Source organism: Rhodococcus sp. 05-2255-3B1, from assembly GCF_002258545.1.
Classification (GTDB): domain Bacteria; phylum Actinomycetota; class Actinomycetes; order Mycobacteriales; family Mycobacteriaceae; genus Rhodococcoides.
Genome location: NZ_NOZC01000014.1, coordinates 16249 through 39630, shown reverse-complemented (window position 1 = coordinate 39630; position 23382 = coordinate 16249). Strand labels below are relative to the sequence as shown.

General features: G+C 65.6%; 24 protein-coding genes, 1 tRNA gene and 1 pseudogene. 14 read left to right on the top strand and 12 right to left on the bottom strand.

Annotated elements, in window-relative coordinates:
• The first annotated feature begins 67 nt into the window (after window positions 1-67).
• From CH249_RS08680 to CH249_RS08670, 3 genes are all read left to right on the top strand, one after another.
• Entirely contained in the window at window positions 68-763 is a 696-nt protein-coding gene (locus CH249_RS08680; protein WP_094683026.1) for an SDR family oxidoreductase, read from the top strand.
• Window positions 764-829: 66 nt separating this feature from the next.
• A tRNA-Thr gene (locus tag CH249_RS08675) sits at window positions 830-905 on the top strand.
• A 103-nt stretch (window positions 906-1008) separates the two neighbouring features.
• Window positions 1009-2058: a zinc-binding dehydrogenase gene (locus CH249_RS08670; protein ID WP_256988216.1), complete on the top strand. Its 1050-nt coding sequence runs from the start codon at window positions 1009-1011 to the stop codon at window positions 2056-2058.
• Window positions 2059-2124: 66 nt separating this feature from the next.
• Here CH249_RS08670 and CH249_RS08665 read toward each other — a convergent pair whose 3' ends face one another.
• Window positions 2125-2916 (bottom strand): maleylpyruvate isomerase N-terminal domain-containing protein, encoded by a 792-nt coding sequence (locus CH249_RS08665; protein WP_094683087.1) that lies wholly within the window; start codon window positions 2914-2916, stop codon window positions 2125-2127.
• Window positions 2917-2968: 52 nt separating this feature from the next.
• Complete coding sequence (locus CH249_RS08660; protein WP_032395235.1) at window positions 2969-3727, bottom strand: enoyl-CoA hydratase/isomerase family protein; 759 nt, start codon at window positions 3725-3727, stop codon at window positions 2969-2971.
• A 117-nt stretch (window positions 3728-3844) separates the two neighbouring features.
• Here CH249_RS08660 and CH249_RS08655 point away from each other — a divergent pair, with 117 nt between their 5' ends.
• Both CH249_RS08655 and CH249_RS08650 read left to right on the top strand, forming a co-directional pair.
• Window positions 3845-4444, top strand: coding sequence for a TetR/AcrR family transcriptional regulator (locus CH249_RS08655; protein WP_094683086.1), 600 nt, complete (start codon window positions 3845-3847; stop codon window positions 4442-4444).
• Between the two features lie 57 nt (window positions 4445-4501).
• Window positions 4502-5311 (top strand): alpha/beta fold hydrolase, encoded by an 810-nt coding sequence (locus CH249_RS08650; protein WP_094683085.1) that lies wholly within the window; start codon window positions 4502-4504, stop codon window positions 5309-5311.
• Here CH249_RS08650 and CH249_RS08645 read toward each other — a convergent pair.
• The 4 genes from CH249_RS08645 to CH249_RS28325 are packed head-to-tail and all read right to left on the bottom strand — an operon-like array spanning window position 5301 to window position 8736.
• Window positions 5301-6113: an ABC transporter permease gene (locus tag CH249_RS08645; protein WP_032395233.1), complete on the bottom strand. Its 813-nt coding sequence runs from the start codon at window positions 6111-6113 to the stop codon at window positions 5301-5303. The genes CH249_RS08650 and CH249_RS08645 overlap by 11 nt on opposite strands.
• Complete coding sequence (locus CH249_RS08640; protein ID WP_094683084.1) at window positions 6110-7060, bottom strand: ABC transporter ATP-binding protein; 951 nt, start codon at window positions 7058-7060, stop codon at window positions 6110-6112. The genes CH249_RS08645 and CH249_RS08640 overlap by 4 nt, the downstream gene beginning before the upstream one ends.
• Window positions 7057-8184, bottom strand: coding sequence for a hypothetical protein (locus tag CH249_RS08635; protein WP_094683083.1), 1128 nt, complete (start codon window positions 8182-8184; stop codon window positions 7057-7059). The genes CH249_RS08640 and CH249_RS08635 overlap by 4 nt, the downstream gene beginning before the upstream one ends.
• A gap of 21 nt (window positions 8185-8205) precedes the next feature.
• Window positions 8206-8736, bottom strand: a complete 531-nt coding sequence (locus CH249_RS28325; protein ID WP_256988215.1) for a hypothetical protein — start codon at window positions 8734-8736, stop codon at window positions 8206-8208.
• Window positions 8737-8933: 197 nt separating this feature from the next.
• Here CH249_RS28325 and CH249_RS28320 point away from each other — a divergent pair, with 197 nt between their 5' ends.
• The 3 genes from CH249_RS28320 to CH249_RS08620 all read left to right on the top strand — a co-directional run bounded on the left by CH249_RS28320 (window position 8934) and on the right by CH249_RS08620 (window position 11108).
• Window positions 8934-9068 carry a hypothetical protein gene (locus tag CH249_RS28320; protein WP_256988214.1) on the top strand — a complete coding sequence of 45 codons (135 nt, stop codon included), beginning with the start codon at window positions 8934-8936 and terminating at the stop codon, window positions 9066-9068.
• Window positions 9069-9399: 331 nt separating this feature from the next.
• Complete coding sequence (locus CH249_RS08625) at window positions 9400-10017, top strand: hypothetical protein (protein WP_094646678.1); 618 nt, start codon at window positions 9400-9402, stop codon at window positions 10015-10017.
• Window positions 10017-11108, top strand: a complete 1092-nt coding sequence (locus CH249_RS08620; protein ID WP_094646679.1) for a spore photoproduct lyase family protein — start codon at window positions 10017-10019, stop codon at window positions 11106-11108. The genes CH249_RS08625 and CH249_RS08620 overlap by 1 nt, the downstream gene beginning before the upstream one ends.
• Before the next feature lie 153 nt (window positions 11109-11261).
• Here the strand turns inward: CH249_RS08620 and CH249_RS28315 are convergent, their stop codons facing one another.
• Complete coding sequence (locus tag CH249_RS28315; RefSeq protein ID WP_256981139.1) at window positions 11262-11411, bottom strand: manganese catalase family protein; 150 nt, start codon at window positions 11409-11411, stop codon at window positions 11262-11264.
• Window positions 11412-11637: 226 nt separating this feature from the next.
• On the opposite strand from CH249_RS28315, the gene CH249_RS08610 reads away from it, so the two are divergent.
• The 3 genes from CH249_RS08610 (at window position 11638) to CH249_RS08600 (ending at window position 15339) form a co-directional block, all read left to right on the top strand.
• Window positions 11638-12195, top strand: coding sequence for a dihydrofolate reductase family protein (locus tag CH249_RS08610; protein ID WP_045198477.1), 558 nt, complete (start codon window positions 11638-11640; stop codon window positions 12193-12195).
• 182 nt (window positions 12196-12377) lie between these two features.
• Window positions 12378-14108, top strand: coding sequence for a diguanylate cyclase domain-containing protein (locus CH249_RS08605; protein ID WP_094646680.1), 1731 nt, complete (start codon window positions 12378-12380; stop codon window positions 14106-14108).
• A gap of 4 nt (window positions 14109-14112) precedes the next feature.
• Complete coding sequence (locus tag CH249_RS08600; protein WP_094683082.1) at window positions 14113-15339, top strand: AGE family epimerase/isomerase; 1227 nt, start codon at window positions 14113-14115, stop codon at window positions 15337-15339.
• 32 nt (window positions 15340-15371) lie between these two features.
• Here CH249_RS08600 and CH249_RS08595 read toward each other — a convergent pair whose 3' ends face one another.
• From CH249_RS08595 to CH249_RS08580, 5 genes and pseudogenes are all read right to left on the bottom strand, one after another.
• Entirely contained in the window at window positions 15372-16199 is an 828-nt protein-coding gene (locus CH249_RS08595) for a fumarylacetoacetate hydrolase family protein (RefSeq protein WP_094683081.1), read from the bottom strand.
• Window positions 16200-16202: 3 nt separating this feature from the next.
• On the bottom strand, window positions 16203-17135 hold the full coding sequence (locus tag CH249_RS08590; RefSeq protein WP_094683080.1) for a VOC family protein: 933 nt from the start codon (window positions 17133-17135) through the stop codon (window positions 16203-16205).
• Window position 17136: 1 nt separating this feature from the next.
• Window positions 17137-17601: pseudogene (locus CH249_RS08585) on the bottom strand (DUF3237 domain-containing protein); the annotation flags it as partial.
• A gap of 39 nt (window positions 17602-17640) precedes the next feature.
• Entirely contained in the window at window positions 17641-18051 is a 411-nt protein-coding gene (locus CH249_RS28190) for a hypothetical protein (RefSeq protein ID WP_218828405.1), read from the bottom strand.
• Between the two features lie 6 nt (window positions 18052-18057).
• A complete protein-coding gene (locus CH249_RS08580; protein ID WP_218828404.1) occupies window positions 18058-19227 on the bottom strand; it encodes an MFS transporter in 1170 nt (389 codons plus the stop codon).
• A 147-nt stretch (window positions 19228-19374) separates the two neighbouring features.
• On the opposite strand from CH249_RS08580, the gene CH249_RS08575 reads away from it, so the two are divergent.
• The 3 genes from CH249_RS08575 to CH249_RS08565 are packed head-to-tail and all read left to right on the top strand — an operon-like array spanning window position 19375 to window position 23376.
• Window positions 19375-20160: an IclR family transcriptional regulator gene (locus tag CH249_RS08575; protein ID WP_045198486.1), complete on the top strand. Its 786-nt coding sequence runs from the start codon at window positions 19375-19377 to the stop codon at window positions 20158-20160.
• A 59-nt stretch (window positions 20161-20219) separates the two neighbouring features.
• Complete coding sequence (locus CH249_RS08570; RefSeq protein WP_256988213.1) at window positions 20220-21839, top strand: FAD-dependent monooxygenase; 1620 nt, start codon at window positions 20220-20222, stop codon at window positions 21837-21839.
• On the top strand, window positions 21832-23376 hold the full coding sequence (locus tag CH249_RS08565) for a carotenoid oxygenase family protein (protein ID WP_094646685.1): 1545 nt from the start codon (window positions 21832-21834) through the stop codon (window positions 23374-23376). Before CH249_RS08570 ends, CH249_RS08565 begins: the two co-directional genes overlap by 8 nt.
• Window positions 23377-23382: the final 6 nt, after the last annotated feature.

Here is a 23382-nt window from a genome sequence, read left to right as displayed (position 1 = left end):
GTCGCATCGGTCAACTATGAATGACAGAATCAAAAGTATTTTACCTCTGTCTCGAAGGGTGACGACCATGGTGTCGATTCAAGGAGCAACAGTGTTGGTGACCGGCGGTCAGCGCGGTCTGGGCAAGGCGACGGTCGACGCGTTGCTCGAGCGTGGAGCAGCGAAGGTCTACGCGACAGCCAGAAATCCGCGCGAGGACACCGATCCTCGGGTGGTGCCGGTTGCTCTCGATGTCGCTGATGCCGATTCCGTTGCAGCGCTTCGGGATATCGCGTCCGACGTGTCGATCGTCTTCAACAATGCCGGTGCGCCGGGTACTACTCCGCTGCTGACGACGTCGATCGACGACATTCACGCGGTGTTCGAGACCAACGTGTTCGGTGCCCTGCGAATCGCGCAGGAATTCGCCCCGATCCTGAAGGCCAACGGCGGCGGGGCCTTGGTCGACATTCATTCGGTGTTGTCGTGGCTCGGCGGTGCGGGTGCCTACGGTGCATCCAAAGCGGCGATCTGGTCGGCCACCAACTCGCTGAGGCTCGAGCTCGCACCGCAGGGAACCCTCGTCGTCGGGGTGCATCTCGGATACACCGACACCGACATGATCGCTGATCTCGACGTCCCGAAGAACGACCCACGCGACGTGGTGCGCCAGGTGCTCGACGCCGTCGAGGCCGGCGAGACCGAAGTGCTCGCCGACGACGTGACCAGGCACGTCAAGTCGATCCTGAGCGGGCCGGCGGAAGGACTCGGCCTTGCAGGCTGATCGCACGAGGAGGCGATTTTCGTTTCGACGTGATGCTCCGTTAGACTCATCAACGCCGAAAGGCACGCCGCCTTAGCTCAGTCGGTAGAGCATTTCACTCGTAATGAAAAGGTCAAGAGTTCGATTCTCTTAGGCGGCTCCACCAACAGGCCCCTGACACGCATCAGCGTGTCGGGGGCCTTTGTGGTTGTTCGATTCAGTGCCGGATCGACCCCTTCGCCCCGTCGGTCCTGCAAGATCAGTTCATGCATACCGACAGCGCCCGCGGTGACCTGATGACAGCGATCGTCACCACCGGCACCGGGGGATACGACAAGCTCGTCGTGTCAGAGGTGCCGAGACCCGTGCCGGGTCCGAGTGAGGTGCTCGTTCGCGTGTTGGCGGCGGGGATGAACAACACCGAGATCAACACACGCGTGGGCTGGTACCCCGACGGCGGATGGAACGACGCGACGCCGTTTCCGTTGATTCAGGGCACCGACTGCTGCGGGGTCGTGTGCGCGAGTCCCGGTATCGACGAGTCCATCGTCGGTCGCCGGGTCCTGGTTCGATCGTGCATGCGCGTCGACGGTTTTTCGTCGGGCGAGACGCGCTGGTTGGGTTCGGACATGGACGGCGCGTTCGCCCAGTTCGTCGTCGTTCCGGCGAGCGAGGTTTTCGTGGTCGATTGCGGGTGGACCGACGCGGAGCTGGCGACGATCCCGTGTGCGTACGGCACGGCGGAGAACATGATCGCTCGCGCGGGAGTCCGCCCGGAGTCGACGGTGCTGATCACCGGCGCGTCGGGTGGAGTAGGTTCTGCCGCAGTGCAACTCGCCGTTCGGCGCGGCGCGCGCGTGATCGGCGTCGCGAGCCGCGCCAAACACGACCAGCTCCGCGAACTCGGCGTGGACGAGGTCCACGGGCGCGATGAGGACCTGGCGGCCGCCCTCGGCAAGCACAGCGTCGATGTGGTGATCGACAACGTCGCAGGCGACGGTTTCGGTCCGTTGCTCGACCTCCTCGTTCGCGGGGGAACCTACGTGTCCTCGGGTGCGATCGCGGGACCCGTCGTCGAGCTGGACCTACGCACGATGTACCTGAACGATCTGACGCTCCTCGGGTGCACGGCGTGGGACGAGGATGTATTTCCGAACCTCGTGTCGTACATCGAGGCCGGTGAGATTCGTCCGTTGCTGGCCGAATCGTTTCCCCTCGAGCAGATCGCTGCGGCGCAGCAGCGCTTCCTGGAGAAGAACCACGTGGGAAAGTTCGTGCTCGTTCCGCCGGTCATCGGCGACCGGCTCGAATCGTAGTGAGAGGGGACGACATCGACGGGAGCCATCTCGAGCAGACTGTTGTACAACGAATCCCCGGTGCGTTCAGAATCCGGGGAACAGCCGTACCAGATCGTCGCGGGCCGTCGGGCCGCTGATGTCCATGTCGTCCTCGGGACGGAGGCGGCCGTAGACGAGCCGGGTCATGACGTCGGACGTGGCGGTGACAGTGCTCGGTGCACTGCGATCCGTTCCGGTTTCGATGTGGACCTCGTCGTCGACAACCAGGAGATCGCGGTGGTCGCTGTGCAACAGGAGGATCTGCCGCGCGGCGAGTCGTTGCCGGACGGCACCGTCGTGAAAGCGAGGGGCAATCATGTCGATCCGCTGCCACACGAGGTCGAGTTGGCCGACCGTCGCCGACGGGTCGAATGTCACCGCGACATCCCAACCGTGCAGAGCGTGCTCCGAGAGCCGGTAGCCCAGGTACGTGCTCAGGTCCAACGGGCCGGCGAAGTAGGGAACCCGTAGCGATTTCTCCTGCTCGACGGTGATGCCTGCGAGCAGTTCGAGGTGGGCGGCGTCCGCTCGCTGCCACTGCAGCCGTTGCTCGGCAGGGCCCAGGTCGTTCCAGCGGTCCCAGATCGGGGTGAGTTCGTCTCGTTGCGGGCCGCGCTGGTCACCGGCCAGCCCGCGGCGTACCAGGTCGGTGCAGATCTCGGCGGCACTGCCGAGATGCGAGAGAACCTGCGCGACAGTCCAGTCCCCATCACGAGACGCCAGCGAAAGATCTTCCGTGCTCAGCCCGGCGACCAGGTGTCGTAGATCGTTCGAGGCGGTCTGGAGGGCGTGTAGCCAGTCTCGTGAGGGGCGCGTCGTGTGGTCGAATTGGGGCATTGTTCTCCTCGGTCGGTGATGGCGGGTGCAGAACTCGGGTAGGCCTGATACGTCAGACCTGGTACGGCATGTCGGCGGCGGTGAGGCCCTCGAGTGCCATACCGAACGGCACGTCCTGCACGATTCGCTTGCGGAGGTTCCGGTTCAGGGTCTGCTTCTGCAGGGTTCGATAGAGTGCCGGCTTGGCGGCAAGGCCGCGCGCAATCTCGAGGCCCCGTGTGAGCGCCTTGTCGTGGGCCAGCACCTCACTGACGACGCCCCACTGCAGTGCGGTCTTCGCGTCGATCGACTCGCCGGTCCACAGCAGCCACTTGGCGCGAGCGGTCCCGACGATCTCCTCCCACACCACCTGCACGCCATCGCCGCCGGTGATGCCGAAGGCCGGGTGGGGCGAGTCGCCGTAGGTGGCCTGTTCGGAAGCGATGTGGATATCGGTCAGCAGCAGGTACTCGGAGTGGATGGTCGCCGGGCCATTGGCGACACCGATCACCGGCAGTGGAAGCTCGACCAGGCGCTGGAGAACCTTCGCACCCTCGACGCGGGTCTTCTCCCAAGCGGCCGGTTTGAAGATCTCCCCGAGGCTCGGGCCGTCGATGTCTTTCACGAAGTGGTCGCCGGTGCCGGTCAGCACCATCGCCCTGTTGTCGCCGTCCAGCGCGATCTGCTCGAGCAGCGCCGGAAAGTCTTCGTGGGTTCGGCCGGTGAAGGTCAGTGCCTCGCCGCCTGTGTGGAGGCGCACGAGCAGCACGCCATCCTCGTCGCGAGTGATGGCGAAGTTGTCGTACTCGGTGAAGTAAGCCGGGGTGGTCATGGAGCGCCTTTCGTCTCTAACTGAACAGGTCTGTTCGCATAGCTGAGTGAACAGGTCGGTTCAGATATTGTCAAGCGCTAACTGAACAGATCTGTTCAGGGCGGGTAGGCTTGCGCTATGACCACCGTCAAGACTCGCCGCCGGCCGGGACTCGAGCGCGTCCTCGCGACCGCCGATCGGCTCTTCTACGAGCGCGGGATCCATGCAACGGGGGTCGATCTGATCGCCGACGAGGCCGGTGTCTCGAAGACCACCATGTACACCTACTTCCGAACCAAGGACGACCTGGTCGCGGCATACCTACAGGGCCGCAGCGACCGCTGGCAGCGGCACGTCGCCGAGCAGCTCGCAGTGCGCGGGGGAAGCTCGACCGACAAGGCTCTGTCGGTCTTCGATCTACTCGGCGAATGGTTCGGGACGGACGATTTTCGAGGCTGTCCGTTCATCAACGCCGAGGCGGAGTCGGCACCGGATGCGCCGGGGCATCAAGTGAATCTGGGGCATCGCGGATGGGTGCGGGATCTGTTCGCAGAACTTCTGCGGCCACTCGGTGTCACAAGCTCGGACGAAATGCTGATCCTCCAGCTGTCGACCCTGTACGACGGCGCTATGGCCAGTGCCTACGCCGAACCCGGGCCGTCCTGGGCGCATGCTGCGCGGGAAGCAGCCCGCGGCCTCATCGATCGCTTCGAAACCGAGCAACCGCCAGTTCGGTGAGTCGAGATCTCGGTCGCGCCGGCGAGGGACATCGGACCCGCGGGCACACTGGATGAAGTGTTCGCCTCCCTCGCCCCCGCGCGCCGTCGTCTCGTATTCGTCGTACTCGCTCTCGTCCTGGTCGGAATTCTCGCGGCCGTTGCGGCCTTCGTCGCATCACGCTCCACGAGCGACCCCGTCGCGAGCGTCGACCAGTCCGTTCCCGGCCCGGTGCTGCTGGTCCCCGGGTTCGGCGGGTCCACCGATGCGTTGGATGTGCTTGCGGCGGAACTACGAGAGAACGGCCGCGACGCGACCGTCGTGGCCCTGCCCGACGGCGGCGTCGGCGACCTGACCGTGCAGGCGCAGACCCTGCGCGACGCCGTCGACGCAGCCCTTACTCGGACGGCGGCGACGTCGGTCGACGTCGTCGGGTATTCCGCGGGCGGGGTGGTGGCCCGGATCTGGGCTTCCGATCTGGGCGGCGTCGAGCAGGCTCGACGCATCGTGACCCTCGGCTCCCCACATCACGGCACCCAGGTGGCCGCTCTGGCGTCCCAGGTCCTGCCCGACCAATGCCCGACGGCCTGTCAGCAGCTCGTCCCCGACAGTTCCGTGCTCACCGCACTGAACTCCGGCGACGAGACACCGGAGGGGCCGCAGTGGGTGTCGGTGTGGACCGAACTGGACCAGGTGGTGACCCCGCCGTCCTCGGCCCGACTCGACGGCGCGATCGACATCCCCGTGCAGAGCGTGTGTGCGGACTCCACCGTCGATCACGGGAACCTGCCCCGCGATCCTCTCGTCGGCGCAATCGTGTCCGCCCAGTTGGACGGCGATTCCACCACCCAGCTCGGCGCAGCCGATTGCAGCCGTCTCAGCTCGTGATGTCCTTGGTCGTGAAGTTCGCCCACGCCGCACCCAGAAGCACGACGACGTAGACGCCCTGCAACCCGACCCCGCGCACCAGGTCCCGCGTGGGCACCGGGTCGCGGAAGAGGTCTACGAAGGCCAACCAGTATCGCGTCGGGAGGTACGGCGCGATGGCGTCGGCGGCGTCCAGTGTCAGCAGCAGCGAGCTGGCGATCAGGAACGCCAGTGCGCCGAGCGTCGCGGCGAGCGGGGAGTCGGTCAGGGTCGAGAGGAACAGGCCCATGGCCGCCACTCCGAGCATCGAGAGCGTCACGTAGAGCACGGCGATGACGGTGCGCACGGCGACCTGTTGATCGGTCAGCACCGTGCCGGACACGCTGGCGACGCCCCCAACGGTCGAGACGTCGAACAGCGTCGTGCCGACGAAGTACGCGACAGCAGCCACGATGACCACGGCCAGCAGCACGAAGGCGGCCACCGAAATCAGCTTCGCCACCAGTAGCTTGGTGCGTCCCACCGGGCGCGCGAGCAGGTAGCGCAGGGTGCCGGCCTGGGCCTCCCCGGCAACGGCATCGCCTGCGATGACCGATACAGCGACAGGAAGAAACAACGGAAGCACGATGGCGAGCGCGGCGAGCGGGAAGAGCTGACCGTTGGTGAGCACCGCCGACAGGAAGGCGGGGCCTTCGCCGGGCCGCGGACCGACGTCGGTGAGGGCCAACAGACCCGCGACGACGGTGGGCAGCAGATTGAGCAGGAGAATGACGACCCACGTGCGGGGTCGGCTCAGCATTGCGCGCAGCTCGACGCCGATCATGCGGTCACCTCCATCTCGGTGGAGCGGACGGGACCGTCGACGCGGTCGGCACTGGCACCGGTGACGGCCAGCACGGACTGCTCCAGACTCATCTGCTGCGGGCTCAGCTCGCTCACCCGGACGCCGCCTTCGACGAGCAGCCGATTGAGCAGGGCCGAGTCCGGGTGTTCGATCACGAGCTGCTGCCCTTCACGGTGGAACACGGTGGCGTTCTGGATTCCGGAGAGCACGGTGACGGCCTCGGCCGGGTCCGGGGTGGTCACGAGCACCCGACCGGTCGGCTGCTGGAACGCGGAGAGCTGATCCTGCAGAACGAGGCGACCTCGATCGAGAACTCCCACGCGGTCGCACAATTGCTCCACCTCGGCCAGCAGGTGGCTCGAGAGGAACACGGTGGTGCCCTTCGCATGCAGGCCCAGGAGCAACTCCCGAATCTCGAGGATTCCCTGTGGGTCGAGACCGTTGGTCGGCTCGTCGAGGATCAGCAGCTCGGGGGTGCGCATCAGTGCCGCAGCCAATCCGAGACGCTGCCGCATTCCGAGCGAGTACTGCTTGACCGGCCTCCGTCCCACCCCGCCGAGTCCCACCTGTTCGAGGGCCTCGCCGACGCGGGCGGTCCTGGTGCGCCGGGAACCTCCCGGCCCGGCTGCGTCGAGCAAGGTGAGATTCCGTCGTCCGGAGAGGTTGGGGTAGGCGGCGGGGTTCTCGATCAGCGCCCCCACCCGCGGCAGCACGCTCCTGCGTCGCCGCGGCATCTCCTCGCCGAGCACCTGCATCTGCCCGGAGGTCGCCAGGACGAGCCCGAGCAGCATCCGCACGGTCGTCGTCTTACCGGAGCCGTTGGCACCGACGAAGCCGTAGATGTCGCCGGCGCGCACGTCGAGGTCGACGCCGTCGACTGCCCGCACCGATCCGTAACTCTTGGTCAGGCCGGTCGTGCGGATCATGTGGCTGCTCCTTCGAGCTGCTGGGCGGCGGTGGCCAGGGTTTGCGCGGTGACGGTGCCGGAGAGCAGGTAGCGACGCCGGTCGGCGCTGGGCTCGGTGATCAGGACGTTGAGGGGGCCGATCGTCAGTGCGACGCTGCTACCGGTGACGACCGCCCCCGGCGCGGCCCGTAGCTGATCGACGAGCCCCCGTGCGGCGCGGCGCGGTAGCGGAGCGGCGATCAACTCCGTCACGCCGCGGCCGTAGATTCCCACCGCACCCTGGACTCCGCGGTCCCTCAGATCTAGTCCCGACAGTGTCGAAGGGAGACCTGCAGAGTCGATCCCGTCGGCGAACGAGGCGATGTCGAGACCGTCCTGCTGCTGCACATCGGTACCCGGCGGCGGGACGAATCGGACGGTGTCCGCGTCCGGGGTCGCGGAGGAGAAGTCGAGGAACGCGGTGCTGACGATGGGGCGAGTGACCCCGTCGCCCAACACGTCGACCTGTAGTGGAAGCCCGCTGTCGGGGTCGGCCCACACGTCGACCTCGGTGATCGTGCTCTGCGATTCGCTGGGGATCAGTCGCAGGCCGGGGGCGTCGCGGCCGGCAATCCGACGGGCGGGCAGCCGGGTGACCTCATCGGCGGTCGCCTCGCTGAGCAACCGCTGCCCGAGCTCCGGGGGTAGCAGGTCGGCTTGTCGAGGCAGGCGCAGACTCGGCTCGGGGACGGGGGTCACCACGGCCGTGTTCTGTTCGTAGTCCCAGCTCCACAGCCGAGCCGGGCTCCGGTAGAGACCGCGCTCACCGGCGAGGCGCACGGTGTCGACGCGCCAGCTGTCCGGGGCGCGATACCAAGCGCGCAGAGTCGTGGTGTCGCCCAACAGATCCGGAAGTCCGCCGAGACCGTCGGTGACGGGGAGGGTGACACCGCCGACGGCCTGGGCGTAGCCCGAGTACGGGGTCGCGGTCGAGGACTGGACGCGGGAGAGCAGTTCGGCCGCACTGATGTCCGACGCGTCGACGGGCCAGCGCTCGATCACCGCGGGCGTGGTGACGAGCACGGCGATGCCGAGCACCACCGCCAGCCACCGCCACTTCTTGTGCACCTCATCGACCGTACGGACGTACCCGTTGTGCTGCATGTGGGTAGTACAAAGCCCGCGTCAGTCGACGAGCACGAAATTCGCGAGACCGTAACTCACACCGTTGATCTGGAGCTCGATCGAGTGCGGGCCGGGGTAGTACTTCCGTGTGGTCAACGCTCGAAAGGAGTGTTGCCGCGCAACGTCGACGCCCTCACCGGGCGCGATCGTTTTCGTCGTCAGCTTGAACGTCTTACCCGTCACTCCACCGTTGGCCTTGGTGTGGTGGACGATGTAGTCGATCGCGACCTTGGCCGGTTCGGTGCCGACATTGTGGATCGACGCATCGAAGCGCACGCTGCCGCCGATCCGTAGCTCCGCGACATCGAGGGTGGGGCCTGTCACCTCCAAGTCGGCGGGCGCGAACCCCAGCAGGGCGAGTGCGTCGGTGTCGCCGTTCTTGATCACCGTCCGAAGTGCGTGTCGTACGAGCCGGTCGGTGTGCGCGTCCGGGTCGTCGAGCCACCGCGCCGCGGTCCGAACGACCAAGTCCGGGACGTCCCGGCTGAAGTCGTTGAGGTGGTTGGCGACCGACCAGCCGAACGTAGTCACTGTCGTCCCGGTAGAGCTCGTCGAGGATCGCTACCGTGACGCCGGGCCGCGCGAGAATCTCGGGGACACGCACCGACCACGGCAGATACGGGCGTGTGCCTTCCGATGCCAGACGCCGCACGTGCTCGTCCGATGATCGAGTCCATTCCGCCGCGATGGCGAGAGCCCGATCCAGATCGGCTCGTAGGAACGTGCGGATGGCGAACTCGGAGCTGAGTCTGCCGGTGAGTTCGGCCAGCAGCGACATTCCGTCGTCGAACGCGGCCGAGGTCTGCTCCTCGACGGCCTTCGTCGCCACGGCGCTCGTGACCGGCCAGATCGACCAGCCCTGAAAATCCGGATCCTCGGCGGCCCGTCGGATGGTCCGAGCGAACTCTGCGTAATCGCCGGGCAATCCCACGAGAAGCGCGTCGCGCAGTAGATCGGCGCGCGCCCGCAGCGCGAGCGGTCCCAACTGATCGACCGATCCCGTCAGCAAGGACAGATCTGCACTCGGTGCGGCGTTGCGAATGGTCCGAAGCAGCGTGCGAGCAGCGTCCGGGCCGATGAGTTCGTCGGCGAAGGGCATGAGAGCTTCTTACCGGAGATCCATGAGCCGCGAAAATTCTTGGAGCTGAATTGGAGGGGCCTTGCGTCGATGGTCGGGCTGTACAGTCCGACGCTATGTCCGGGGTATCGAGGTTTCGAGACAAAGCCTGGCCGTGGTCGGTGCTGTTCTGGTGCACGGTTCCATTCTCTTTGTACGCAGCACTGTTTGCGCTCACCGACGAGTGGTGGTGGACGGCTGTCGTGACTGCTGTGGCCGTCGTTGCCCTCGGTGCATGGGCGGTGCGCTATCCCGAAATATCGATGGGCCGGACACGGCAGATCTGGCGGTGGACGTCCGCCGTCGTACTCGCCGTCTGCGCTCTCGGCCTGTTCGTCATTGCAGGCAGAGAAGTGTTGGGAGACAAAAGCAGTCGCGTCGGTGACTCTTCCGATCCACGGAGGGTCGCGTGCGGGTCGGTGTTGAATCCGAGACCGAACGACATGCTCACCGCTGACTTTCCGGAGGACTTTCCCGTCGAGGCGCGTGAGCAACTGGGTCCGATATCGACGGACAGCTTGGCGACGCGGTGTTACGAGCGACTCGATACATCGTCCAATTTCGGAATCGCGACCGCCTTGGGTGCGGCGCAGCTTGCCGTGCGCGCGATGGTGCATCTCAGGCGGCGGAAGTATCAGGACCGAGCTGCAGTTGACGGGAAGGATCGACAGTCCCCGGACGTTGACCAGAGGTAATGGACAACGTTCTCTCTGCCCCCACTCGACTGTGGACGCCCTCGCGTGTCCTGGTCACCCGGTCTGCGTCCGAGCTTCCCCATACCGCGGAGATCATCCGTCGATGCGAAGCAGCCGGAGTGACCGAGATCGATGTGTTGCAGGGGGACCGTCTGACCGGCCTGCGCGGTGAGTCCGAGCGGGAGACCTATGCGCGTGCCAAGACGACGATGGCGGTGGTGGTGGCACCACCGAGTGTGCTGAAGCCACAACCGATTCCGCCGAGTGCAGATTGGCGTATCGATCTGGCGAAGGGGTGCCCGGCGCACTGTCAGTACTGCTATCTGGCGGGCTCGTTGTCCGGGCCTCCGATCACCAGGGTGTTCGCCAACATCGACGACGTCCTGGCCGGTATCGGCACCCATGCCGGCCGCGGCACCATCACCTCGGGGACCGAGGAGCGTGGACACGAGGGCACCACCTTCGAACTGTCCTGCTACACCGATCCTCTGGGGATCGAGCACGTGACGGGATCACTCGCCGAGGCCGTACGCAGGGTGGGTGCAGGAACCTACGGCGACGACGTGTCGCTGCGTTTCACCACCAAGTTCGACGACGTCACCGAGTTGGTGACGCTCGATCACGGGCGACGAACCCGAGTTCGACTGTCGGTCAACGCCGATGACATCGCCCACCGATTCGAGGGTGGAACCGCGAGGATGCCCGCTCGGATCGACGCGCTGAGACGGTTGGCTCTCGCCGGATATCGAGTGGGGCTGACGATCGCTCCGATCATGCCGATACCGCAGTGGCGCGAACAATACGGTCGACTGCTCTCGAACGTCGCCGACGCGGTGCGCGATGTCCCTGATCTCGACCTGACTGCCGAGATCATCACCCATCGATTCACGCCGGCCAGCAAGGACGTGCTGTTGAGTTGGTACCCGGGGACCAAGCTCGAGATGGACGAAAGTGCCCGCACAGCAAAGAGAAACAAGTTCGGCGGCGTGAAGTACGTCTACCCCAAGGATACGATGACCGAGATGCGCACATGGTTCGTCGAAGAACTGGGGTCCGTGCTCCCCGACGCGAAGCTTCTCTATTGGACGTGACGAAGCCCGGCCTCCACCGGTGTGCGGTGGAGGCCGGGCTGCGAAAGAGGATGATTTACTTCATCTTTCCGAACGTGGCGTCGATGTCGGCCATCTCCATCTCGGCGGTCTGCTGAATCAGCTCCATGAGGTCGGTGTCCAGTCCGGGGCGAACTACTCCAGCCGTTCCGGTGAGATTTCCATCGGAACGCCTTCGGGTGCCTGCTCGCGCACGATCCGGTACGAAATGGTCGATCGCGCAGCCTTGTTGGCGGTCATCTCGTACATGCGGCACTTCTGCAGGCGACCGGTCGACTCGAGCATGAGGTCGTACATCAGGTCGAGGACCAGGTTGCCGGAGTTGTAACGTAGCTACCGCTCCACGGGTTGCCGACGGAATCGACCGGCAGTGCCCCCTCTGCCTGCACTCGAACCCTGGGCCCCCTCTGCATGGCCGTCGTGCAGGCGATCTATTCCTTGCCCAGCGCCCGGTGACAAATCGGGCTCGTCGAGGTCAGTACCCACGACCCCATCGGATTTCAGGAGTGACATGGCAATTCTGACGTACAACATGCACGTTTCTCTCGACGGCTTCATCGAGAATTCCGCAGGCAGTCTCGACTTCTCCGTGCCCGACGAGGAGTCCCATCGATTCTCGAACCGGCAGACGGAGGCCACTACTGCCTTTCTGTTCGGGCGTCGACTGTACGAGGCCATGGAGGACTACTGGACGGACCCGCTACGGGCGGAGGGTGACGACGTCGAGGCGGAGTTCGCGCGACTGTATGTGGACACCCCGCGGATCGTCTTCTCCGACACTCTCGATTCGGTGGCCGACGGGTGCCGGTTGGTGCGCAGTGCCGACGCTGTCGCCGAGGTCAAGCGACTGAAACGCGAGACCGAGGGGACATTGGCCGTGGGCGGTGCCGCATTGGCGGAGTCGCTGGTCGACGAGATCGATCAGTTCGAGGTCATCCTTCTGCCGACCATCCTGGGCGGTGGCAAACCGTACTTTCCGGTCGGTCACCATCTCGACCTGACACTCGCGGAGCAGAAGGTGTTCGCCGAGTCGGGGTGGCTGTATCTGCGTTACAGCGTGTCTCGCTGACATCTCGCAGGTACGGGCCGGATTGAGATACCCTCGCGGCACGACACCGGCGGGTGGTTCGTCCGCTTTGGTCGGTCCGGCCCACACCCAGCAGTTCAGACCCCGCGGAGGTCATCGATGCCGCACATGCCGCACCCCCACTCCGACGCGGACCCGGACGCGACCGCCAGAGAGGCCGTCGTATGAGCGGTTGGCTCTGGGTCGTGATCCTGAACGCGATCACTGCGTCGGCGTATCTCGGGATCGTGCTGTTCATCGTTCGTGGGCTGCGTCGCACCGCCCAGCTTCGGAAGAATCGATTGGCGCTGGCAACCGCCGCCATCTTCACCACCTGCGCGGCTCACCATGTGTTGCATGCGGTTCACCTGCTCGCGGGGGCCGGGCACAGCGAACATGCAGGCGGCGGAACGATCGCGATCATGCGGGAGTCCATGGGCGGCGATCTGGATGTCGCAGTGACCCTGTCGACCGCGTTGGCGGGTGTTGTGTATCTCGGAATGCGCCGCTCCTACGGTCCACTGCTTCGCTCGCCGGCGATGTTCGACGATGCCAGTGAGGCTCGGTACCGTCAGCTCGCCGCGAATCTGCCCCACACGACGGTGTTCATCGTCGACCGTGACCTTCGATTCGTCCTGGTCGAAGGTGCCGATCTGGTCGCGGAGGGCTACGACCCGCGCCGGATGGAAGGGAAGTTGCTCGAGGACACGGTGCCAACGGAGGTCTTCGCGCACGTCGCTCCGTACTACCGGGCAGCTGTCGCAGGGGAGGAATCCTCCTTCGATTCCGTCAGCGCCGGGACCGGAAGAGTCTTCCAGGTTCGAGCCCGGCCGCTGCGCGACGAGGCCGATGCCATCGTCGGTGCCATGGTGCTGTCGGAGGACGTGACGGCCGAGCGTGAGGCGCGGGCGGAGCTGGATCGTGCGCGAGCATTCCGGGACGCCGTGTTGACCGCGTCGCCGGATATCGCGACGGTCGTCGACGTCGACACGGGGCACCTGACGTGGGCGTCGCGCAGCCTCCGCTCGTTGATCGGTACCACGACCGCCGGTGATCCGGAGGGGCGGCCCGACGGAGATTCGACGGTCGACGGTGCCGAGGATTCGTCCGACATCGAGGTGCTTGTGGAGGACCTCGACATCGTTGCGGCGGCCGACCGGGCCGCTGCATCGTTGGCAGACGGGGAAAGCCTCACGACTCAGTACCGAGTGCGTGGCCTCGGCGGTGAGACCCGGTGGTTGTCGCGTCGAACCACGCCCTTTCGCCGGGGGCCGTCGGGTGAGGTGCTGCAGGTGCTTTCGGTCCTCCGAGAGGTGACCGACGTCGTCGAGGCCGAGCGTGCTCTCGAACGTGCGGCGCTGCAGGATCCGTTGACGGGACTGCCCAATCGCATGCTGCTGTTGGACCGGATCGGCTCTGCGATCGATCGGGGCGCGCGCACCGGCATCGCGGCGGTGGTGCTGTTCTGCGACCTGGACGGTTTCAAGAGCGTGAACGACAGCGGCGGACATGCTGCTGGCGACGCGGTGCTGGTCGAGGTGGCACGGCGTCTGCGCGCGATACTGAGAAGCGACGACTTCATCGCCAGGGTGGGCGGTGACGAATTCGTCCTGGTCCTCGACGCCCAGATGGACGACCCGGCCTCGGACGCGGACGGACTCGCAGGCAGCGTGGCCGCGCGGATCAAGGCCGCGCTGGCCTCGGCCATCGAGTTCGAGGGACGGCAGTACGAGGTGTCGGCGAGCATCGGAATGGTGCTTGCCCGCAGGGGTGCCACAGCTCAGGATGTGCTTCGGGACGCGGATTCCGCGATGTACCGGGCCAAGCAGAGCGGCAAGGATCGGATCGAATTGTTCGACGATTCGGAGGGAACTGTCGCGTCCGCCGAACAGGCGATCGCGGGCACAGCACAATGAACGCATGACTCCAGCAGACCCCGGCAACTGGTGGACACTGCCCTCTCATCGATCGTGGCTCGACACCGAGTCGTCTCGACTTCTGGATTTCGGAACCACACTCGACCAACCCGCCGGAGGCGCGGCGTGGCTGGACGATCGCGGTAACCCCGACCTCGACCATCCGGCGCATACGTACATCACCGCTCGGATGGCGCATGTGCACTTTCTCGGGTCCGTGCAGGGCCGACCGGGTTCCCGCAGGAGAGCCGATCGCGTCTTCGACGGACTGTCGACCACGTTGCGGGACAGCACGAACGGCGGCTGGTTCGAGTCCAGTGCCGACGCGGCCTCGCCCGATGCAGTGAAATCGGCGTACACGCATGCCTTCGTAGTGCTCGCCGCGTCGGCTGCCGCCGCGGTGGGTCACGCACGTGGCCGGGAACTTCTCGACGAGGCACTCGATATCGTCGACTCTCGGTTCTGGGACGAACGGTACGGAATGTGTTCGGACACCTGGACTGTCGACTGGTCCGAGCTCGATCCGTATCGCGGCATCAACGCCAACATGCACATGGTCGAGGCGCTGCTGGCCGCCGCCGACGCCGGTGCGCCCGAGCTCTGGCGCGAACGTGCACTGCGTATCTGCGACAACGTATGTCGATGGTCCGCGGCCAACGAGTGGCGCGTCCCGGAGCACTTCACGGCAGAGTGGATCCCGCAGCTCGAGTACAACCGCGACGACGTAGCGAACCAGTTCAAGCCCTACGGTGCCACCGTCGGCCACGGCTTCGAGTGGGCGCGACTCCTCGTGCAGGCAAGTCTCGTTGCGGGCGGGCGGGACTACGTCGACGCGGCCGAGTCCCTCTACGACCGGGCTGCCGTCGACGGCTGGCAGCCCGGGCCCACCCCCGGGTTCGTCTACACCACGGACTGGACAGGGCAGCCGGTTGTCACGGGTCGACTGCACTGGGTGTTGTGCGAGGCGATCGGAGCAGCCGCGACTCTCGGACGCGTTACGGGAGAAGAACGGTACGGCACCGACTATCGAACGTGGTGGGACGTTGCGGCCGACTACTTCGTCGACCGCGTCGACGGCTCCTGGCATCACGAACTCGACTCCCACAACGTTCCAGCGGCAACGGTGTGGAGCGGAAAACCCGATCTCTACCACGCCGTCCAAGCGACGTGGATCAGCCGACATGCGCCGAACACGAGCATGTTGGCTGCGCTGCAGCCCGATTCGGACTGACGAGTGCCACAGGCAGCGCAGACGCACAGATGTCAGTGCACCTCCGCCACCAATCGGTTGCTCACCGACCCGAGGTTGTCGATTTCCACACTCACGTGATCGCCCGGCTTCAGTAACAGCTGAGGCTTGCGGCGGTAGCCCACTCCGCCGGGCGTGCCGGTGAGAATGACATCACCGGGCTCGAGGGTGGTGAACGTGGAGATTGTTGCGATCAGGTTCGGCACCGTGAACAGCAACTGCGACAGATCCGATTCCTGTACCTTCTCGCCGTTGACGATCGTACGGATGCCGCAACTCGCGAGGTCGACCCCTTCGGGGCAGACGACGTACGGGCCGAGGGGAGTGCTTGCGTCCCAAGCCTTTCCCTGCATCCACTGATGCGTCTTGTACTGGTAATCACGCATCGTGATGTCGTTGGCGACGGTGTAACCCAGAACGTGATCGAGTGCGTTCTCCTCGGTGATGCGGCGGCCCGCGCGTCCGATGATCACGGCCATCTCGCCCTCGTAGTCCACCTCGGAACTCTCCGGTGGGACGGCGATGTCGTCGTAGGCCCCGATCAGGCTGGAGGCGAACTTGGGAAACATCACCGGGTACGTGGGGAACTCGCGTCCTGTTTCGGCAATGTGGTCGCGGTAGTTCAGTCCGACGCAGATCACTCGGGCGGGGTCGGTGACAGCCGGGAGGACGCGCACGTCGCCGATCGGTAGACGCTCCCCGGTCAGGCGATCTGCCCCGGCAAGTGCCTCGAGCGAACTGGTTCGCCCGAGTGCGTCGATTCCCTGCAGCGGGATCAGCGAATCCCCGTCGACCTCGCCGACTCCGCGAATACCGTTGTGCTCGTAGCTGATGTAAGCCATAGCTCAGATCTCGCTTTCGCTCGTCTTGCGCCAGCTCGCCAGCTGTCCGCCCCACAGATTCACCGACGCGGGTACCGGACGCCACTGCCGCGTCACGTACGTGGCTCGGTCGTCGTGGAACTTCTCCATCTCGGCCGAGAGCTCGATGTGGTTGCCCGCGGGATCGTCGAAGAAGACGAACAAGTTGTTGCCGGGGCCATGGCGTCCCGGGCCCCAGACGACGTCGACACCGATCTCGGTGAGGCGATCGCACCAGGACTTGAAGTCCTCCCACTCGGCGAGGTCGTAGGAGTAATGGTCGAGATCGCCGGGCACACCGTTCTCGACGACGGCCAGAGTGTGGTGATCGCGGTCGCTGCGCAGCCACGCGAACTTGCCGTCCTCGAGCTGATCGGAGATGCGGAATCCGACGGTGTCGACGAAGAACGAGACCATCTGCGCCACGTTGTCGGTGCCGAGAGTGGTGTGCTGGAACTTGATCGGGCGTCGTCCCGGATCGGCAGCGTTCTCACCCTGGCGCGCGACCGGTCCGTGGAAATGCACCGTGGTGCGGTCGGGGTCGGTCACCGAGATGCCCGACGGTGCGCCGACGGCATGGTCGAGGACGGACGGATCCAGATCCGTGAAGTCGTGGCCGGCGTCCTTCAATCGTGCGGTGATCCCGGCGATACCGTCGGCATCACGAACCTCGAAGCCGTAGTGAGACAGTGCCTTCGGACCCTCGGTGAGGTCCAGAACGTGGTGTCCGAGGCCCCAGCCGAGGCGCAGGCCGCCGCCTGCGAGCTCCTCCTGCACGGTCAGGCCGACGGTGCGGCCGTAGAAGCCGGCGGTGGCGGCGACGTCGGGAACGGTGAAGCCGAGGTGCGAGACGGCGGTCCGGCGCAGTGTGCCCACGGCTCCACCTTCCTGCAGTCTGTTCCGGGTGGGAGTGGTCATGTCAGTGATCCGCCTTTCGGGGCGTCGATGGGGTGGGAACGGGGGCGTCGGTGTAGACGGTGATACGCACCCGGTCGCCGCGGGTGGGCGGTTCCAAGTGGCCGAGGAACACGCTGTGGTTCAACCAGTTCCATCCTGGATCGGCCACCTCGAAGCGAGGGTTGGTGGAGCAGTACCAGCGGTCGATGTCGGCACCACCGCCGGTGAAGATGCGCTCCATGGTGGCATCGTCCTGGGTGCCCCAGCCCTCGTTGGTGACCATGATGGTCACGTCGTCGTCGGTGACGATCGTGTAGCGAGCCCACAGGTGGGTGACGCCGTCGGTGCGCACCAGGTTCCAGTCCGCACCGTCGGGCAGGATCGTCCCGGATCCGGCCGGTCCCTGGAATCGGCCGCCGGTGATCGGGATGACCCGACGCATTCCGTGTGGGGTCGACCCGATCACCACCGGGGGAGCCAGCTCGACGTCGAGGGTGAGACGTGATGGAGAGTGGGCGTGGACATGTCACTCACCGGCGGGCAGCAGTCGCCCGGCCGTAGGTGATGCTGCCGCGTCGATCGGGGCAGCATCGAGTCCCCTGGGGGCTCCGCCGGGAATGACGAGGGCGATGAGCGCAGCCAGGACGGTGGCTCCGGCACAGACGTAGATGCCGATGTCGAGGCCGGTCTCGAGCGCCGTCCTGGCAAGTGGTGCAACCAGATCCGAGATCGGACCGAGGTCGGCGTTGGCCACCGCCAACGGCCCGCCCTGCTCTGCGACGCCGGATGCCACGCCCACCGCCTCGGGAGGGAGAGAACCGTCGGACAGGGTGGAGGTCAGGGTGGCTCCGGCAACTCCGAACGCCACGGCGCTGACGATCGCGGGCCCGAGGCTCTGCCCGGTCTCGCGAACGAGACTGGTTACCGCGCTGGCCATTCCGGCTTAATCGATGGCGACGGCTCCGACGGCGACGGCCGTCAGTGCGGTGAACATGGTGATGAAGCCGGTTCCGAGCAACAGGATCGGGCCGGTCATCGCGAGCAGCGAGGTGGAGTCGCCGGGTAGCTGAGCCATCCATATCTGACCGACGGCCAATGCCGACAGTCCGGTGACCAACAGGGTGCGGGCCGCGACGCGCATCAACAGGCGCGGGAGCAGTGGCGTGAGGAGCAGCGGTACGGCTTGGATGAGAGCGAACGGCAGTGCAGCCTGCAGCGGGCTGACGTGCAGGATCGCTTCGAGCTTCACGCTGAGCGCGTAGGCGGTTCCGATGAAGCCGAACATCGCGAGCAAACCGATCAGCGCAGTCGCCGTGAAGGCAGGCGTACGGAACAGCGCGAGATTCAGCATCGGGGTGCGCGCTCGCTGCTCGCTGATGACGAACGCGACGCCTGCGGCGACCGCGAGAACGAAGGCACCCACGATGACGGGGCTCGAATAGCCGTCCACGGAGCCCTGGATCACCGCATACAGTAGGGCGAGCAAGGCGACGGCGATGGTGATCTGGCCCGGCCAGTCGAGTCCGCGTCCGGCGGGATGACGTGAGTCGACGATCACCGCGGCGCTGACCACGGCGGTGACGAGACCCAGAACGGCGGGAATGGCGAACGACCAGCCCCAGCTGAAGTGTTCGGCCGCGAAGCCGCTGATCAGCGGAGCGATCATGGCACCGAACGCCAGGCTGACTGCCCAGAGAGACAGAGCGCGGGCTCGCTCCTGACGATCGGGGGTTGCCGAGACCAGCATGGCCAGTGACGTGGGAAAGATTGCGGCGGCACCGAGTCCGGCGATGGCCTGCCCGGCGATCAGTTGTGTCAGGGTTCCCGACGTTCCGGCGACGACGTCGCCGACGAAGACGAGCACGCCGCCCCAGACGAGCAGCCTCTTGCGGCCGAACATGTCGCCCAGTACGCCGAAATTCAGCTCGAGTATGGCGGTGGGGAGGATGAACGCGGCCGGGATCCAGGCCAGCGCCGCTGCGCTCGCTCCGAGGTCGCGTTGGATCACGCCGAGAATGGGCGCTGCGAGTGAGACGCCCATCTGGGCGACGCCGATCGCGAGGCAACAGGCGATGAGCGTGCCGCGATCCAGTTTCTGGTGGGTGGGGTTCATGGGTTCCTCATCCTGAGGGAATGTCCTGTAAAGCAGGACTACTGTTGTCTAATACAGGACAGTGTTCATGGCCTGGATCACAGCTGTCAAGGGCGAAGATCCGTTTGATGACACTGCAGTCCTGACAATCAGAACTAGGATGGAGACATGGCTCCCGAGACGAGTGGATACCGAGAACGCAACAGCACGGCCGACCGCGCGCTGATCATCCTGGGAATGTTCACCGAGGATCGCCTGCAGATCAGCGCCAACGATGTCGCCGAGGCCCTCGGCAGTGCGCGCTCCACGGCGTACCGATATCTGCAGACGTTGGTCGGCGCATCGTTTCTCGAGGAAGCTCCCAATGGCGGCTTTCGGTTGGGTGTCGCAGTACTCGAACTTGCTCGATTAGCCAGGCGCGGTTACGGATTGACGACGATCGCCCAACCCGTGATGCGTGAATTGGCCGACGAGGTAGGGGAAACCGTGTTGCTCACCAGGCTCGTCGACGACACGGCTGTGTGCATCGAGCGGTGCGAGGGGGCCAAGCAGCTGGTGCGCCTGAGCTACGAGCGTGGGAGTCGGCTGCCCATCAATGCCGGTGCGTCGGCGTTGACGCTCCTGGCCTGGCTGCCGGAGAAGGAGATCCGCTCGATTCTGGGTCGGCATGTGCTGCAACGCTTCACCGATCGGACGTTGACCGACGTCGATCGCCTCGTCGATCGCCTCGAGCGCATCCGCACCACCGGCTACGGCGTCACCGTCGCGGAGGTGGACCCGGATGCGATGGGAATCGCCGCACCCATCTTCGACGAGTCCGGTTCGGTGGCAGCGGCATTGAGCATCGTCGCGATCAGACGTCGTGTTCCGGAGGATCGGACCGACGTGCTCGTCACCGCAGTGCGGGCAGCGGCGGAGACTCTGTCGACGAGGCTCGCCGTCGTCAGCTCGTAGTGTGTCCTATTTTGTGGGACACCATTCCTATTTAACGTGATGCGCGCTACCTTGGTGGTGTGGACACGAGATTCGACACCCTCTACGACGTAGCGATCTGCGGTGCCGGTCCGGTCGGGATGACCGCGGGCCTGCTGCTCGCTGCACGAGGGCTCCGCGTCATCGTTCTCGAGCGTCGTTCGACGACGAGCGACGAACCCAAAGCGATCAGCATCGACGACGAGGCACTGCGCACCTATCAGCAGGCCGGCGTCATCGACCGAATTCTGCCGATCGTCGTGCCGGGCACCGGAACTCGCTACTACGGCCTCGACGACGAACCGCTCTTCCACGGTGGCGCGGAGAGCGCCTACCGACTGGGCTTCCCGTTCAAGAACCCGTTCGCGCAACCGGATCTCGAACGCGTGCTGGCAGCGGCTCTGCATACGGCACACCATGTCACCGTACGGTTCGACACCGAGGTCACCTCGATCGTGCAGGATGCGGACGCCGTGGCCATCGAAGCGGGTGGACGCACGGTGCGCGCCCGCTACCTCCTCGGCAGCGACGGCGGACGATCCACGGTTCGAAACCTGCTGAAGATCGGCATGACCGGACGCAGCCATCCGGAATTGTGGTTGGTGGTGGACACGCTCGGCGACCCTCACATCGAGCGTTACGGAATGCACCATGCCGATCCGAGCAGGCCGCACGTGGTGGTACCCGGACTCGACGGTCGCTGTCGATACGAATTCCGCCTGTTCGACGGCGAGGGCACGGCCACCGACTCGCCACCGTTCGAGCTCATCGAAAGACTCGTCTCGCGCTACCGCCCGATCACACCCGCTCAGGTCGAACGAGCCGTCAACTATCGCTTCCACGGTCTCGTGGCCGACCGATGGCAGCTCGGGCGCTGCTTCCTGCTCGGCGACGCCGCACACATGATGCCCCCGTTCGCCGGTCAGGGTCTGAACTCCGGCATTCGTGACGCCGCGAACCTGGCGTGGAAGTTGGCCGGGGTGCTCGACGGCTGTCTGCACGAAAGAGTCTTGGCCACATACGGATCCGAGCGTGGCCCGCACGCCGCCGCGGTGGTTCGCGCGTCCGAGCGGTTGGGCCGCGTGGTGATGACGACCAATCCTCGTGTCGCGGCCAGGCGCGACGAGTTGGTCCGAGCCGCATTGGCCACCGAGAACGGGCGACGCTGGTTCGAGACCATGGCCTACCGCCCGCCGTACCGATTCTCCGACGGACTCGTACTCCCCGGCGACGACACCGGGAGTGCGATCGGGCAACCCCTGGCCTTCGACTCGGCGACCCGAACCATCCGCCCGCTCGACGAGATTCTCGGAACCGGTTGGGCGCTGATGGGAATCGACGTGCGCGACGCGGGGGACTGGTCCCGTGCCCGCGGTATCGCGCGCGGCCTGCACGCCGTCGAGGCCGCAGTGCCCACCGATCGCACGGCACCGAGAATCGACGACGTCAACGTACTGCTCGACGTCGACGGTCGATTGGACGACGAGATGCGCACGTACACCGGCAGATTCGTCCTCGTCCGGCCCGACCGATTCGTCGCGGCCGCGTGGCTTCCGCACGAGGGTGACGACGTTCGAGCCGCGGTGGCGTCGTGGACCGGATCTTCCCCGAGCCCTTCCGAACTGTCCTGTCTCGAGACGAAAGGCGTCAGCTATGCGTGACCTACCCACCCCGCTCCCGACGACACTGGTCCGACGGACCGCGCCTGCGACTGCGCGCCACGAGGCGGATGTCGACTGGAACACGTCCAACAAGTTCCTGAACGGTCCGTTCGCGCCGTGGCACGAGGAGACCGAGGCATTCGACCTCGAGGTCATCGGGAAACTGCCCGACGACCTGGCCGGCGCCCTGTTCCGGGTAGCCGACAACCCCCGCTTCGAGCCGCTCGACACCGACCGCTACCACTGGTGGGAAGGCGACGGCGGAGTCGCCGGCACCTATATCCGCGACGGGAAGGCGTCGTTCCGGATGAAGTGGGTGCACACCGACACCATGAAGATCGAGGTCGAGGCCGGTGAAGCGTTGTACAGCGGTTTCGTCAACGGCTCGGGCAAGGCCAAGCGGGATCTGCCCGTTGGCGCACCGCCGTCCAAGAGCGTCGCCAATACCAACGTCGGCCTGTTCGCCGACCACCTGCTGGTGTACTACGAAGGCGGACTGCCGCATTCGATGCACCCCGAAAGCTTGGACACGCAGGGCACGTACGATTTCGGTGGCGCACTGGATATCCTGTGCACAGCGCACTACAAGATCGAACCGTCGACGGGCAACATGCTCTTCTACTCTGCCATCGGGCCGAATCTGACGTGGTACGAGGCCGATACCAGCGGCACCGTCGTCGATACCGTCACTTTCGAGATGGGCTGTCCGGCAATGGTGCACGATTACATCGTGAGCGAACACCTCGCGATCTTCCTGATCTCGCCCAACCAGTTCCGCCTCGACCGCATCATGGCGGGGCGGCCCGGGGTGCTCTGGGACGAATCGGCTACACCGAACGGCAGCAGGTTCGCCGTCCTCGACCGTCGAACCCACGAAGTCACGTGGTACGACACCGGCCTGATGCTGGCCCCGACGCACTTCTTCAACGCCCACGAAACTGCCACCGGAATCGTGGTGGACCTGCACGTCATTGCACGTCTGGGCAATCCGGCCGACGACTCGGACGAGCCGATCGACTCGCACTCCTGGTTTCCACCCGCGATGGCCTGGCGGTTCGTGCTCGATACCGCAACCAGGACGACCACCCAGCACATGCACAGCGGGGTGGCGGGCGAGTTCCCGAAGATCAACGACGCGTGGCTGGGCCAGGAGAATCGCTTCGGCTACTTCGCCACCACCCGAAGCCTGTCGCCGCTGACCCTGACGGATGGGCTTGCGCGCCATGACTTCTCGACCGGACAGACGATCGTGCTCGAAGGGCCGGACGGTTTGACCAGCCCCAGTGAACCGGTCTTCGTTCAGCGTCGAGGCGCGAGCATCGAGAACGACGGCTACCTGCTGACCCTGTGGTGGAATCCGGCGTCCGGCCTGTCCGAACTATTGGTGCACGAGGCCGACTCGTTCACCCGCGAACCACTCGCACGCGTCAAGCTCCCCGTCCGAGTGCCGTTCGCATTCCACGGATCCTGGGCCGAGGCCGAGGTGCTCGACGCAGCGATCGCAGCCCAACCTCGACGAACGAAGAACACCGAGTAGGAAAGA

Excerpts from the sequence above, each read along its gene's own strand:
- CH249_RS08610 (WP_045198477.1), top strand. The coding sequence starts at position 11,638 with ATGGCAATTCTGACGTACAACATGCACGTTTCTCTCGACGGCTTCATC.
- CH249_RS08670 (WP_256988216.1), top strand. The coding sequence starts at position 1,009 with ATGCATACCGACAGCGCCCGCGGTGACCTGATGACAGCGATCGTCACC.
- CH249_RS08620 (WP_094646679.1), top strand. The coding sequence starts at position 10,017 with ATGGACAACGTTCTCTCTGCCCCCACTCGACTGTGGACGCCCTCGCGT.
- CH249_RS08655 (WP_094683086.1), top strand. The coding sequence starts at position 3,845 with ATGACCACCGTCAAGACTCGCCGCCGGCCGGGACTCGAGCGCGTCCTC.
- CH249_RS08575 (WP_045198486.1), top strand. The coding sequence starts at position 19,375 with ATGGCTCCCGAGACGAGTGGATACCGAGAACGCAACAGCACGGCCGAC.
- CH249_RS08680 (WP_094683026.1), top strand. The coding sequence starts at position 68 with ATGGTGTCGATTCAAGGAGCAACAGTGTTGGTGACCGGCGGTCAGCGC.
- CH249_RS08590 (WP_094683080.1), bottom strand. The coding sequence starts at position 17,135 with ATGACCACTCCCACCCGGAACAGACTGCAGGAAGGTGGAGCCGTGGGC.
- CH249_RS08635 (WP_094683083.1), bottom strand. The coding sequence starts at position 8,184 with ATGCAGCACAACGGGTACGTCCGTACGGTCGATGAGGTGCACAAGAAG.
- CH249_RS08565 (WP_094646685.1), top strand. The coding sequence starts at position 21,832 with ATGCGTGACCTACCCACCCCGCTCCCGACGACACTGGTCCGACGGACC.
- CH249_RS08580 (WP_218828404.1), bottom strand. The coding sequence starts at position 19,227 with ATGAACCCCACCCACCAGAAACTGGATCGCGGCACGCTCATCGCCTGT.
- CH249_RS28315 (WP_256981139.1), bottom strand. The coding sequence starts at position 11,411 with ATGCTCGAGTCGACCGGTCGCCTGCAGAAGTGCCGCATGTACGAGATG.
- CH249_RS08660 (WP_032395235.1), bottom strand. The coding sequence starts at position 3,727 with ATGACCACCCCGGCTTACTTCACCGAGTACGACAACTTCGCCATCACT.
- CH249_RS08600 (WP_094683082.1), top strand. The coding sequence starts at position 14,113 with ATGACTCCAGCAGACCCCGGCAACTGGTGGACACTGCCCTCTCATCGA.
- CH249_RS08645 (WP_032395233.1), bottom strand. The coding sequence starts at position 6,113 with ATGATCGGCGTCGAGCTGCGCGCAATGCTGAGCCGACCCCGCACGTGG.
- CH249_RS08665 (WP_094683087.1), bottom strand. The coding sequence starts at position 2,916 with ATGCCCCAATTCGACCACACGACGCGCCCCTCACGAGACTGGCTACAC.
- CH249_RS08595 (WP_094683081.1), bottom strand. The coding sequence starts at position 16,199 with ATGGCTTACATCAGCTACGAGCACAACGGTATTCGCGGAGTCGGCGAG.
- CH249_RS28320 (WP_256988214.1), top strand. The coding sequence starts at position 8,934 with ATGGCGAACTCGGAGCTGAGTCTGCCGGTGAGTTCGGCCAGCAGCGAC.
- CH249_RS08625 (WP_094646678.1), top strand. The coding sequence starts at position 9,400 with ATGTCCGGGGTATCGAGGTTTCGAGACAAAGCCTGGCCGTGGTCGGTG.
- CH249_RS28190 (WP_218828405.1), bottom strand. The coding sequence starts at position 18,051 with ATGGCCAGCGCGGTAACCAGTCTCGTTCGCGAGACCGGGCAGAGCCTC.
- CH249_RS08605 (WP_094646680.1), top strand. The coding sequence starts at position 12,378 with ATGAGCGGTTGGCTCTGGGTCGTGATCCTGAACGCGATCACTGCGTCG.
- CH249_RS08640 (WP_094683084.1), bottom strand. The coding sequence starts at position 7,060 with ATGATCCGCACGACCGGCCTGACCAAGAGTTACGGATCGGTGCGGGCA.